The organism is Pantoea sp. GCM10028869 (assembly GCF_042666835.1).
GTDB classification, from domain to species: Bacteria; Pseudomonadota; Gammaproteobacteria; order Enterobacterales; family Enterobacteriaceae; genus Pantoea; species Pantoea leporis.
Genome location: NZ_JBHTGO010000006.1, coordinates 289,089 through 301,374, shown reverse-complemented (window position 1 = coordinate 301,374; position 12,286 = coordinate 289,089). Strand labels below are relative to the sequence as shown.

General features: G+C 56.8%; 14 protein-coding genes and 1 pseudogene. 4 read left to right on the top strand and 11 right to left on the bottom strand.

The annotated features are described in order from the left end of the window. Positions 1-72 (top strand): hypothetical protein (locus tag ACFQW4_RS17575; protein WP_225614602.1); only part of this gene is annotated, 72 nt, incomplete at its 5' end. A 122-nt stretch (positions 73-194) separates the two neighbouring features. Beyond that, on the top strand, positions 195-1,178 hold the full coding sequence (locus ACFQW4_RS17570) for an MDR family oxidoreductase (protein WP_377726413.1): 984 nt from the start codon (positions 195-197) through the stop codon (positions 1,176-1,178). Between the two features lie 72 nt (positions 1,179-1,250). Here the strand turns inward: ACFQW4_RS17570 and ACFQW4_RS17565 are convergent, their stop codons facing one another. From ACFQW4_RS17565 to ACFQW4_RS17545, 5 genes and pseudogenes are all read right to left on the bottom strand, one after another. Further along, positions 1,251-2,030 carry a heme ABC transporter ATP-binding protein gene (locus ACFQW4_RS17565; RefSeq protein ID WP_377726411.1) on the bottom strand — a complete coding sequence of 260 codons (780 nt, stop codon included), beginning with the start codon at positions 2,028-2,030 and terminating at the stop codon, positions 1,251-1,253. Further along, on the bottom strand, positions 2,023-3,024 hold the full coding sequence (locus ACFQW4_RS17560; RefSeq protein ID WP_377726409.1) for a FecCD family ABC transporter permease: 1,002 nt from the start codon (positions 3,022-3,024) through the stop codon (positions 2,023-2,025). Before ACFQW4_RS17560 ends, ACFQW4_RS17565 begins: the two co-directional genes overlap by 8 nt. A 95-nt stretch (positions 3,025-3,119) precedes the next feature. Continuing rightward, positions 3,120-3,962 (bottom strand): hemin ABC transporter substrate-binding protein, encoded by an 843-nt coding sequence (locus ACFQW4_RS17555; RefSeq protein WP_354467344.1) that lies wholly within the window; start codon positions 3,960-3,962, stop codon positions 3,120-3,122. Continuing rightward, on the bottom strand, positions 3,959-4,981 hold the full coding sequence (locus ACFQW4_RS17550; RefSeq protein ID WP_377726407.1) for a hemin-degrading factor: 1,023 nt from the start codon (positions 4,979-4,981) through the stop codon (positions 3,959-3,961). The genes ACFQW4_RS17555 and ACFQW4_RS17550 overlap by 4 nt, the downstream gene beginning before the upstream one ends. 48 nt (positions 4,982-5,029) lie before the next feature. Beyond that, a pseudogene (locus tag ACFQW4_RS17545) lies at positions 5,030-7,252 on the bottom strand (TonB-dependent receptor domain-containing protein); the annotation flags it as partial. A 331-nt stretch (positions 7,253-7,583) separates the two neighbouring features. Here ACFQW4_RS17545 and ACFQW4_RS17540 point away from each other — a divergent pair. Next, positions 7,584-7,871 carry a SelT/SelW/SelH family protein gene (locus ACFQW4_RS17540; protein WP_101761890.1) on the top strand — a complete coding sequence of 96 codons (288 nt, stop codon included), beginning with the start codon at positions 7,584-7,586 and terminating at the stop codon, positions 7,869-7,871. Between the two features lie 69 nt (positions 7,872-7,940). On the opposite strand, the gene ACFQW4_RS17535 is transcribed toward ACFQW4_RS17540, so the two are convergent. The 3 genes from ACFQW4_RS17535 to ACFQW4_RS17525 form a co-directional block, all read right to left on the bottom strand. Continuing rightward, positions 7,941-8,480: a PadR family transcriptional regulator gene (locus tag ACFQW4_RS17535; RefSeq protein ID WP_137386436.1), complete on the bottom strand. Its 540-nt coding sequence runs from the start codon at positions 8,478-8,480 to the stop codon at positions 7,941-7,943. A gap of 89 nt (positions 8,481-8,569) precedes the next feature. Then, positions 8,570-9,352 (bottom strand): siderophore-interacting protein, encoded by a 783-nt coding sequence (locus ACFQW4_RS17530; RefSeq protein WP_377726404.1) that lies wholly within the window; start codon positions 9,350-9,352, stop codon positions 8,570-8,572. Between the two features lie 274 nt (positions 9,353-9,626). Next, entirely contained in the window at positions 9,627-9,770 is a 144-nt protein-coding gene (locus tag ACFQW4_RS17525; protein WP_167391184.1) for a hypothetical protein, read from the bottom strand. Between ACFQW4_RS17525 and ACFQW4_RS17520 the strand changes: the two genes are divergently transcribed. After that, on the top strand, positions 9,771-9,827 hold the full coding sequence (locus tag ACFQW4_RS17520) for an SEC-C metal-binding domain-containing protein (protein WP_137386906.1): 57 nt from the start codon (positions 9,771-9,773) through the stop codon (positions 9,825-9,827). Between the two features lie 195 nt (positions 9,828-10,022). On the opposite strand, the gene ACFQW4_RS17515 is transcribed toward ACFQW4_RS17520, so the two are convergent. The 3 genes from ACFQW4_RS17515 to cydB form a co-directional block, all read right to left on the bottom strand. Next, positions 10,023-10,889 (bottom strand): helix-turn-helix domain-containing protein, encoded by an 867-nt coding sequence (locus ACFQW4_RS17515; protein ID WP_192412078.1) that lies wholly within the window; start codon positions 10,887-10,889, stop codon positions 10,023-10,025. Positions 10,890-11,111: 222 nt separating this feature from the next. Beyond that, complete coding sequence (locus tag ACFQW4_RS17510; RefSeq protein ID WP_101761885.1) at positions 11,112-11,279, bottom strand: DUF2474 domain-containing protein; 168 nt, start codon at positions 11,277-11,279, stop codon at positions 11,112-11,114. Between the two features lies 1 nt (position 11,280). After that, a complete protein-coding gene (gene cydB / locus ACFQW4_RS17505) occupies positions 11,281-12,285 on the bottom strand; it encodes a cytochrome d ubiquinol oxidase subunit II (RefSeq protein WP_064738586.1) in 1,005 nt (334 codons plus the stop codon). Position 12,286 lies beyond the last annotated feature (1 nt).

The following is a 12,286-nucleotide window of genomic DNA, read 5'->3' as shown; positions in this document are numbered from 1 at the left end:
TGGTGGTACAGCACAAAAGTGGGGGTGATCGACCTGAAGAAAAAGTCGATCACCATGGGTAAAGGATGTTAAAAAGTGTTCACCATGTCCCCGAACACCTGTCTACCATGTCCCCGGACTGTACAGGAGAGGGTTAGGGTGAGGGCAAAAAAGGAGTACTATACCCCCACTTTCCTCAACCAGCCGGAGGCTGCATGTTCAAGGCATTGGTCATTGAAAATGATGAACAGGGATATCGCACATCCCTGAAAGATCTGTCAGAAAAACAACTGCCCGATCAGGATGTCACCCTCGAAGTAAGCTACTCCACGCTCAACTACAAAGACGCGCTCGCCATCTGCAACAAAGGCCCGATTGTGCGGCAATTCCCGATGGTGCCGGGCATCGACTTCGTTGGTCGGGTGATCAGCAGCCGCCATGCCGAATGGCAGCAGGACGATGTGGCGCTGCTCACCGGCTGGGGCGTAGGCGAAAAGCATTGGGGCGGACTGGCGCAGAAAGCCAGCGTCTCGGGCGACTGGCTGGTACAAGTGCCGGCCGCACTGAGCCCGCTACAAACCATGGCAATTGGCACCGCGGGCTTCACCGCCATGTTGTGCGTGCTGGCGCTGGAAAAACAGGGCATCACGCCGCAGCATGGCCCGGTTTTAGTCACTGGCGCGAGTGGCGGCGTTGGCAGCTTTGCCGTTAGCCTATTGGCACGTCTCGGCTATGAGGTTATTGCTTCCAGCGGTCGCGCCAGCGACAGCGATTACCTGATTAACACGCTGGGCGCGACCTCGATTATTGATCGCGCAGAGCTGAGCGAGCCGGGCAAACCGCTGGCGAAAGAGCGCTGGGCGGCGGCGATTGATAGCGTCGGCAGCCACACGCTGGCCAATGTGTTAGCGGGCATCAAGCGCGATGGCGTGGTAGCCGCGTGCGGCATGGCGCAAGGTTTGGATCTGCCGACCAGCGTCGCGCCGTTCATACTGCGCGGCGTGGTGCTGGCGGGCGTGGATAGCGTGATGTGTGCAAAACCGCTGCGGCAGCAGGCGTGGCAGCGCCTGGCGGAACTGGTGGATGGCGACCTGCTACAGCAGTTAACCAAGGTGATTCCGCTGAGCGAAGCGCGCGAAGGTGCCGAGCAGCTGCTGGCCGGTAAAGTACGCGGCAGATTGATCGTCGATTGCAGATAATCGCACATTACGTAGCGGCGCAATTTATGGCGCGTCTTTTCACAGAGCGCGATAAATCGCGCCGCTACGGTTTCAGGCACGCAGTTGAATCTGCGGTCTGCCCTTCTCATCTTGCATCACCACATCCAACTCCGCCTGATACCAGCGCGTCAGCGTGTGTTCGGTCATCACCTCATTGGGTGCGCCTTCCGCCACCAGCTTGCCCTGATGCAGTAACAGCACGCGATCCGACCACAGCGACGCGAGGTTAAGATCGTGCAGCACGGTGCAGACGCTGAAGCGTCCGTTGCGCGTCAGGCGATGCAGCAAACGCAAACTGTGCTGCTGCCAGAACAGATCCAGCGCGGAAGTGGGTTCGTCGAGAAACAGCCAGCCGCGTGGCCCGTCATCGTGCCACAGCTGAGCCAGCACGCGCGCCAGCTGTACGCGCTGCTGTTCCCCACCGGAAAGCAATCGATAGTCGCGCTGTGCCAGCTCAAGGCTGCCGGTAATGTGCATCACCTCGTCAATCACCGCTTTGGATTGAGCGCGCGGCCAGGGCGCGCGGCCCATCGCCACCACATCGGCAGCGGGCAGCGGAAAACTGACGCTATTTTGCTGACGCATCACCGCGCGGCGCTGCGCCAGCGGTTCGCGCGGCCAACTGTTTAGCGGACGATCGCCGAGCCAGCACTCGCCCGCTTGCGGCGTGAGAAAGCCGGTCAGCAAGCGCAGCAGCGTGGATTTCCCCGCGCCGTTGGGGCCGATCAGGGCGATCATTTCGCCAGGCTGCAAAGTCAGGGAAACGTCGTCGATCAACGCGCGTGAGCCGTGGCTAAATCGCAGCCCGCGCGCCTGCATGCAGTCATTCATTCATCCCCCTTTGCTCACGCAGAATCAGCCAGAGAAACCACGGGCCGCCCAGCAGGCTGGTTAACAGGCCCACCGGCATTTCCGCCGGCACCACCACGGTGCGCGCCAGCGTATCGGCCAGCAGCAGCAAAATCGCGCCCGCCAGCGCCGAACCGGGCAGCATCCAGCGATGATCGCTGCCGAGACAGAAACGCATCAGGTGCGGCACCACTAAACCGACAAAGCCGATAATGCCACTCACCGCCACGGCGGTGCCTACCAGCAACGCGCTCAACACCAGCAGCTGACGCTGCGTGCGCTTAACGTCGATGCCCATGTAATGTGCATCCTCTTCGCCGAGCTGCAGCAAATTGAGACGACGCGCGCGCAGCTGAATCGCTATCAGCGCCGGCAGAATCAGCACCGCGCACACCGCCAGGCTCGGCCACTGCGCCGCACTCAAACTGCCCATGCCCCACAGCGCCAGCTGACGCAACTGCTGATCGTTACTCAGCCACGACAGCACGCCGACCGCCGCGCCGCATAAGGCGTTGATGGCGATACCAACCAGCAGCAAGCGCGACAAATTGCCTAGCGCCAGACGGCTAAAGCTGAAGATCAGCAGCGTCACCACCAAACTGCCCATAAAGGCGGCGAGTGTTGGCAGCCACAGCGCCAGCAGCGGCGGCAAGCCGAGCGGGATAACGATCGATATCGCCACCGCTAAACCCGCTCCGCTGCTGATGCCGAGCAAACCGGGATCGGCCAGAGGATTGCGAAACAATCCCTGCATCACCGCGCCGGACACCGCCAGCGCCATGCCGAGCAGCACCGCCAGCAGCACGCGCGGCAGGCGGATGTTGATCCAGATTTGCCACGCCATATCGCTGAGCGGCGCACGCAACAAAGTGCGCATTGAAAGCGGCATCGCGCCGAAGTTGGCCGCCATCAGCATTAATATCAGCGTGCTGATGGCCATCAAACCGAGCCAGCGCATCACGGATGTAGTTGCCATATTTTTCCCCTAAATAATTCAAGGTGCAGGAAGGCAGCAAGTGTTCGAATCCCCAGGAGCTTACACAAGTAAGTGACTGGGGTGAGAACACGCAGCTAACGCGCCTGCGGCTTGAAGTATGACGGGGAAGCCGCTTCGGCTGCGTGGCGCAGTTTGATAATCGCGCCCGGCGTATCAAGGCCAAAGCTCAGCAGCGCCATCTCATCCACCACCAACAACGCGCGATGCTGACCGGCTGGCGTCAGTGCCAAACCTGGCAGCGACCACACTTTCTCTTCGCCGCCCAACGTACGCAGGCCATCTTCACCCACCACGATCAAATCCGGTGCCGCCGCAACCACGCCTTCCTGCGACAGCTGCTGATAGTGCGGCACCGCCGCCATCGCATTGATCAGACCCGCGCTGCGAATCGCGCCGTCCGCGCCAGTTTGTGCGCCCGCCGCCTGAGTGCGCATGCCGCCGTGCGCCATGATAAACAGCACTTTGATCGGCAACGGTTTTTGTGGGATCTGCGCGCGCTGCTTGTTGACCTTCTCGATCAGCGCGTTGGCTTCCTCTTCACGATGCAGCGCCTTGCCGATGGTAGCGATTTTTTCCGCGATGGCGTCGAGGCTGTTTTTGCCGGTGACATCCACCACTTTTACGCCAGCTTGCGCCACTTGCTGCAGCACCAGCGACGGTTTTGCCAGCTCGCTGCTCAGCACCAGCGTCGGTTTCAGCGCCAGAATCCCTTCGGCATTCAACTGCCGCATATAACCAACATTCGGCAGCTTGTTGGCCTGCGCCGGATGCTGACTGGTGCTGTCACGCGCTACCAGATCCTGCTGCGCATCCAAGGCATAGATAATTTGCGTGACGTCACCGCCAATCGAGATCACCCGCTCGGCCGCAACAGCGGGCAGCGCCAGCGCAGTCAGCAGCAACAGAAGTTTTCTCATGCTAACGCCTCCAGCGACATCACCTGCTCGCGCCAGCGCGCCTGCTCCGGCGTGCCTTCGCTGCGCTGACCGTACAACTGCGCGATCTGCGTGCCGTCGGCGGCAAACAGTTCCAGGCTGGTGACGAAGCCGTCGCCGCTCGGTTTGCGCGTTACCCAGCTTTCGCTGATGTGATCCGCCATTAAATGCAACGTGAAGGTGGGATTGAAAATGTTGATCCAGTTATCCATCGGCATCAGCTTCTGCACCGCGCCGGTGAAGATCTGCGTGCAGCCACGGTTGCCGATAAAAATCATGATTTCATTGCCATCCTGCTGCGCCAGATCCAGCAGCTGCGCCAGCGAGTCATTACTCACCTGACGCGCCAGATCGTCCGCCACCGCGCGAAACGCCTGCGGGCGCGAGATGTTGTGGCGCTTCAGCAGACCAAAGAACTGATGCACATCGGTGATGGCGCGCCATTCGGCTTCCACTTTGCTGGCATCAACCGTACCTCTGTATTGCGGCGCGCTGGCGGGCTGCGGATCTAACGCCGCCGCGTTTTCCAGCACAAACGCCGAAATCAGCGCATCCCACGCGGCGCGATCGGTATTTTCAGTGGTGTAGATTTTCAGCACCGCATCAGCGTGGCGATCAAAAATCTGGATGCTTTGACGTTCACCGTGGGCGCTCTGCTCACGCAGGAAGAACGCGCTGTGCCACTGATGCGGGAACAGACGCTGATCGAGCGCGCGCGGGTTGAGAATTAGTCCGGCGTGTTCGCCGAGGTGCAGGTTTTCATATTTGCCCACCTGCTCGTGAACCGCATATGCATTGCGGGTGATGCTTTTGGTTTCACCCACCGCCGCCAGTGCTGCCAGCAGCGCAGGGAAATCAGCTTTTAACGCCTTTGCATCCTGGCCGACACGCGCTTCACACAGCTGCGCTTCGCCAATGCCCATCAGCGCGGCGAGATCGCGCGCGTACTTTTTCGGATGCTCGCCTTTCAGCGCCAGATAGTGATCGTAACGTGAGTTCATTGCCTTGCTCCATGAAAATGCCCTGCGCTGCCGCAGGGCGAAAAGGGATTAGAAATCGACGTTCACACCCAACTGGAAGGTGCGGCCTGGCATCACCGCCAGGTTGATGTCGTTGCGTTCCTGGGCGTTGCTGCTGGTCAGCGTGCGGCTGCTGGTGTAATCCCAGTATTTGCGATCGGTAATGTTGTAGATACCGCCGCTCAGCTTGACGTTTTTCGTCGCCTGCCAGTAAGCCGTTGCATCCACCATGCCGTAACCCGGCACGCGCATATATTCCGTGGTGGAATCAGTGATCGCCGTGCCGGTGTTGGTGTAGCTTTCGCGGTTGGTCGCCGTAGCCTGCTTGCCTTTCACGAAGGTGGCGGTCAGCGCTGCGCCGTAGCCGCGCGCTTTGTCATCCCACGCCAGGCCAACAATCGCTTTCAATGGCGCGACGCTATCAAGATCGATGTACTTGTCACCGGCGTAGCTGGACTTGGATTTACCTTCGTTATAGCCCAGCGCAAAGGTGCTGCTCAGGCCATCGACCTGCGGGAACCAAGTGCCGTAATTCACTTTGGTGGATATCTCAGCACCATAAATGTAGGCCTTATCGCGGTTTTCAGCCTGATAGCTGGTGTAGATGTTGCTCGGGACGTTGACGAACATCTCCGGATTGGTGGCGCGGCGATAGCGGGTGTAGGCGATGAAATTTTTGTACTGGTTGTAGAACACCGAGGTGTTGACCGTTACGCCTTCAGTCGCCTGACCTTTCAGGCCCCACTCGAAGTTGTTGCTGGTTTCGGTTTTCAGATCGGTGTTACCAATCAGCGCATACTGCGCGCTACCCGCATAGCTGGAACCCAGGTTCCATGAACCATACAGCTGGCTGGTGGTGGGGAACTGCACGCCGCGTTTGTATTGCAGATAGGTGGTCAGCGCTGGCGTTAAGTCGTACTGGAAGGTCAGCGATGGCAGCACCTGCGTATCGGAATTGGTTTTGCCGTACAGCGCATCAACCTGCTCTTCGGTCAGCACCGTGCTGCCGGTGGTGAGATCGCCGAGATTTTTCGGCTTAGTGCTTTGATACATCACGCGCACGCCGGGGATGACCGCGAAGTTGTGGCTATCTAGATCGAAATTGATCTTATCTTGCAGGTATCCTGCCACCGCAAAAGTGCGGCTGTCAGACTGCGGTTGGGTGATGGCGCTAAAGGCGCTCGGCGCTGGCTCCTGGCGGAACGGACGCTCGCTGTTGTCGAGGCGCGCATTGACGCCGGCACTCAGCTCGTGGCGGCCCAGCGTTTTGGTGCCGCGCGTGTCGAAGCCATAGCTATCGACGTTGAAATCGGAATAGACAAAGCCGTACTGGCTGGCGCTGGTCGGCAGATAGGTATTGTCGTGCGCCTGAGTTTGCTGCCAGTAAAGGCGCGTGGTCAGCGTATCGATAAAGTCGTTATACGGCGTCCACTCATCCGCCAGATTGATGCCCCAACGGCGCGTATCGCTCTGCTGCTGCGCGGTGCCCCAAACGGTGTTGCCGCTGGTGTCCCAGGTATCGTAATGGCTGTGGTTGGTTTTGTGGTAGTAATCAAAGGTGGCGCTCAGCTTGTGCTGATCATTCGGCTGCCAGATCCCGGATGTCATAAAGGCGTCAGAGTGCCAGTTGGCCGGATAAGCCTGTTTCACGTCGCTGTTGTTGCGGGTTTCCTGGCCGTCGCGACGGCTGTAAACAAACAGGCCGCGCAGCTCGTCATCGCCAGCAGCGGCGGTGATGCCGTTGTGCCAGCTGCGATTCGATGAGTCGTAATCGCTCTGGTAACCGAAGTAACTATTTTTATCGCTGCTAAGGTAATCGTCAGCGGTTTTATTGTGGAACGAGACGTTACCGCCAATCGAGGTATTCGGCTGATCCACCGCCGTGGCGCCCTTCTCAATATCAACGCTGCCGAACAGGTAGGGATCGATGTAATCGCGGCCAATACCAAAGGTGTTGTTGCCGGTGCGGCTGACGTAAGGGCGGCCGGTGGCATCCGGAATCGGAATGCCGTCGATATCCATGCCGACGCGATTACTCTCCAGACCACGAATGTTGTAACCGGTGTAACCCGCGCGGTCGAAACCGCTTTTACCGGCAGAGGATCCGCCGCTGGATCCGGTGGCGCTGATCAGCGGCTCATAACGCATGATCGAACCGAAATCGTTCGCACCGCGTTTTTGCAGCTCTTGTGCTGTGATGGTGGTTTTATTGCCGGCCTGCTGTTTTGGCGCGGTGACGGTGAGAACCGGTTCATTGCTGGTGCTATAGCTGGCGGCAAAGCTGCAAGCGGCATGAATAGCTGAAGATAAGATGGCAACTTTGAAAAGACGTTGCTGGGCTGTTCCCTGAAAGAGTGAAGACATGCGCGAAATACCTGGTTAATTGTTAGTATTCGCTCACTTGCTTGCTGCCGGAAAGTACGGACCTTGGTTAAAAGACCGTAAAAATTATGGACTTATTTTTTGTAATAAATGATGTCGAAAGGAATGTAATGCAAGTGGTAATCATTATCAACTAGCAGTAAGCTAAGATGTATCTTGGACCGCACATTTTGTTAACTTCATTATCTAAATGAGACACGTTATGTCACAGAAACCAGCGATTACCATTCATTACTGCACACAATGTAACTGGCTGCTGCGTTCCGCCTGGATGGCGCAGGAGTTGCTGCATACCTTTGCCGAGGATTTAAGCGCGGTAACGCTACAGCCGGGAACCGGCGGCGTGTTTGAGATTACCATTGATGGTCAGGTGATTTGGGAGCGTAAGCAGGAAGGCGGATTCCCGGATGCGGCAGCGCTGAAGCAGCGCGTGCGCGACCTCTGCTGGCCAGATCGCGCGTTGGGGCATGTGGATAAGAAGAAGAGTTGATTTGGGGTTCGTGCGTTATCGGAATAAACGGATGTACACGCACCTAAGGTCGTCATTCATGGCGACCTGCTAACTTTTAGCGATTTTTTCCGCCGCTTCCTGCAGCGCGCTGATCACGATCTCCAGCGCCTCATCCGAAATCTCTTCCTGCGCCAGACGATGATTCAAGGTGTGTTTGATCAGATGAATCGCCTGTTCGACCTGCGGAATGCTGCGGTTATTCACCAAAATCGCCAGCGAGGTTAATCGCTCGATAATCGCATTCACGTTGTCACGATTCTCCGCCAGCAGCGCCTCGCCGCCTTCATTCAGCGCATAGGCTTTACGCGATGCCTGCGCATCGACCACGCGAATCGCATCCATCTCTTCGAGCAGCGTCAGGTTGGGATAGATAATGCCGGGGCTGGGTGAATATTCCCCTTTGGAGAGCTCTTCAACCGATTTGATCAGCTCATACCCGTGCGCAGAGCTGATGGCGAGAAAGTGCAGCATTAACAATCGGATATCGCTGGCATCCAGCATCCGCTCCCGACGCTTCTTGCGTGCGCCTGCACAGACGGTGCGCTGTGCGTGATCGGACTGCCATGGAAAATCCCGCTGCTGTTTCATTGCCTTCCTGAGCGCTAATTAAGGGAGGTTGATAGTAGTCTGCCACCTGGCAAAATTCAACACAGGCGGCAGCGCGCGCGGCGTTGGCGTTATTTCTGATGCCAATAAGCTACGGCGCGCACGAAATCGGTATGTGCACCGCGTCCCTGGGTGAAGTAATCGCTCAGCCGTTTCACCGCTTCGCCCTCGCCTGTCAGCCAGATGAAGTATTCAGTGGCGGGCAGCGCAATGTTATCCAGCTGCGCCTTAATCGGTGCCAGATTATCGGCCTGCATGCTGCCGCTTCCCAACCAGCTCACCTGCACATTCGGCAGATCACCGAGATAATCACGGCCGGTGGCTTCATCGGCATAGGCCAGCAGGTGAATTTCCTGCGCCTGGACTTCGCTGTAACGACGTTTAAAGGCGGGCAGACCGGTCTCATCACAGACGTAAATCTGGCAGGCGTAATCCGCCGGGATCACCAATGAACCGCGCGGGCCGCCCATCGCGATTTGATCGCCCACTTTGGCTTGGTTTGCCCAGCTGCTGGCAACGCCGCCATCGTGGATGTAGAAATCGATGGTCAGAGAATCGACGCCGTTAAATTCCAGCGGCGTGTAATCACGCGCGGCAGGACGCACGCCATTCGGCCAAACGATGCCTTCATCGGTGATCTGCGGCAGCGCCAACTCTGCACCGGCATGTTCCGGGAAGAACACTTTGATGTGATCGTCAAACGATGGCGAGTTGAAGCCGGCCAGATCGCTGCCGTTGAAAACAATGCGCCAGAATTCACCGGCAATCAGCGTCTTGCTGACCACGCTGATGTGGCGGAAACGCAGTTCATTGCGCACACGACGTGGCGCGCGTTCGGAAGGGTGAGTTTGCAAGTGGTGTCTCCCTAAAAGATAGTGAAAGTCATTCTCATCTGATGGGGAGAGAATAGTTATGATATATCTTCGACGCAATGCCGAAAAATGCTATTGGAAGATTGGCATGTCAAAACAGCGCGATAAATCGCGCCGCTACGATGAAGAGCAGTGAGGGATAAGGTGCAAATGACAAGCAGGAAGTGGAGCGGCGCAATTTATTACGCAATACATAAATGCGTTTGACTGCCGAGACCGCGCTTAGATTGCAGCGGTCACGGATTTTAAAAGCGGATTACGCCTGGCGATTGCCGCAGGTCACGAAACTGCCATCATCCTGGCTATGTTTCGGCAGCACATTGTCGCCCAGAATTTCATGCTGCGCACAATGCGGTTGATGCGGATGCAGTCCGCCCGGCGGTGAAAAAGGCTCAGCCATTTGTGCACTTGCCAGCGAAGAAAACGCTACAAGCGCTGTCATGAGGAACAACGGTAGAAGTCGCATAATTTTTTTGTCTGTTCACTATAGCGGCCCGGAATGGACCAGAAATGCAGGTGATTATCCAGCCTGATGTGTGGCGGCTGGTGATTTACGCGGCCAATCAGGTTTCAATGAAGAATTTTACGCTCATTACACCAGTGAGTTTATAAAATCGTGCGGTTTGTCACGGTTTACCGCACGAATTATGCATTACTTATCCGTCACCGGAATATAGAAGGTGCCTTGCAGCAGATCGGGCGTGCTGTATTTCAAATCCAGCTTAAGCAAATCTTTACCCGCACGGCGTGCCACGCCCAGCGCTGGCAAGTGGTTGTAGTAAATCTCCGCGGTGAACGCGTTGATCTCTTCCGGCGCGCCGTGCCAGTCAATCTCCGCACACAAACCCCTCTCGCCGGTCCAGTTCTGCACGTTACGCGGCAGCACATCGGCGTATTGACTCTCCAGCGCCTGGAACAGGCTGATGTGTTGCTGGTCGGCAGAATGCACGCCCGGACTGAACTGAAAGCCCAGCCAGCCGCGGTTCACATGCTGACCGGCAAAAGCGATGAAATCGCGCGTATGCTGCGCCACCACATGATTTTGATGATCGATGTATTCCCCGAAGCGGCATTCCCACTCAATCACTTCGCCACACAGCTGAATCTCCGGCTTCTGCGCCAGACGCGCATTGACCCACTCACGCTGCGTGGAGATGCGGCTGTGGAAATCCTTCATCAGCATTTCCGGAATGCGACGATAAGCACCCGGCGTCATTGAGAAGTGACTTTTGAACACACGGGTAAAATTCTGCTGATTATCAAAACCAAAGCGCACCGCAATATCGATCAGCGGCATGCTGGTCAGACGCAGCGCCATCGCCGCCATGGTCAGACGACGTTTGCGCGTGTAGGACGCCAGCGTTTGTCCGGTCATCTCTTTGAACATGCGCTGCATGTGCCATTTGGAGTAACCGGATTTCAGGGTAATCAGATCGATGTTGAGCTCGTCGGTCAGGTTCGCTTCTATCCAGTCCACCAGATCGTTGATGTACTGTTTTTTTACATTCAGGCTGAGCATGATTTTGATAGTCGAATGAGGTGGTTAACGTCATGAATTTGCGTTATTCGTCACATAAATATAACAAAAACGTATTACCAACGTAAGGAAGAGTAAAGGTAGCGCAACGGGAAAAGCATTAATTGCTTAGGTTACTAACGTTTTTATCGCGCACGAAAAGAAAAAGGTCGTCACGAATGACGACCTTACGGTGATATCAACAGATTGAAGCGGTGCGCGGGCTCAGTGCGAACGCATGCCCGCTGCCGTCATCATCATACGAAACAGTGATGCCACCACACCGAGTGCCAGCACGCTTGCGCCGTAAATGACTACCAGCCACATCACCTGCTTCCACCACGGAATCTTCGTTTCAGAGTGAGTTTTCATGTTGCTGACCTCGGTTTTCATATCAATGGTATCCTTCGTCGGCTTTGATTTTTCCGCGGAACACGTAGTAACTCCAGAAGGTGTAACCCAGAATTACCGGAATAATCAGCAGGCCGCCCACCAACATAAACGCCTGGCTGCTCGCCGGAGACGCCGCCTGCCAGATGGTGATTGACGGTGGAATGATGTTCGGCCAGATGCTGATACCGAGGCCCGAGAAGCCAAGGAAAATCAGCGCCAATGTCAGGATGAACGGCGAGTAATGCGCTTCACGTTTGATGGCGCGCACAATCCCCCACGAACACAGCACCACCAGTACCGGAACCGGCAGGAACCAGAACAGGTTCGGACGCGAGAACCAGCGCTGCGCGATATCCGCGTGCGTCAGCGGCGTCCAGATACTGATAATGCCCACCACCAGCAGCAACGTCAGCGTCAGCGGCGTCGCCAGCGCAGACATCTTACGGTGCAGATCGTGTTCGGTTTTCATGATCAGCCAGGTACAACCCAGCAGTGCATAGGCGATGACCAGACCGACGCCGCAGAACAGCGGGAACGGCGCTAACCAGCTCATCGCTGAACCCGCATATTCACGGCCAACCACCGGGAAACCATTCAGGATAGCGCCCACTGCCACGCCCTGACTGAAGGTGGCCAGCAGTGAACCGGCAATGAATGACTTATCCCAGAACGCACGGTGTTCTAGCGTGGCTTTAAAGCGGAACTCAAACGCTACGCCACGGAAGATCAGGCCAATCAGCATCGCCGTCAAAGGAATCGACAATGCATCCAGCAGCACCGAGTAGGCCAGCGGGAACGCGCCATACAGCGCCGCGCCGCCCAGCACCAGCCAGGTTTCGTTGCCATCCCAAACCGGAGCAACGGTATTAACCATCATGTCGCGTTCGATGGGATCTTTATTGAACGGCAACAGCAGGCCAATGCCGAGATCGAAACCATCCATCACGATGTACATCAAGGTGCCAAACACGATGATGGCAAACCAGATAATTGAAAAGTCGATCATC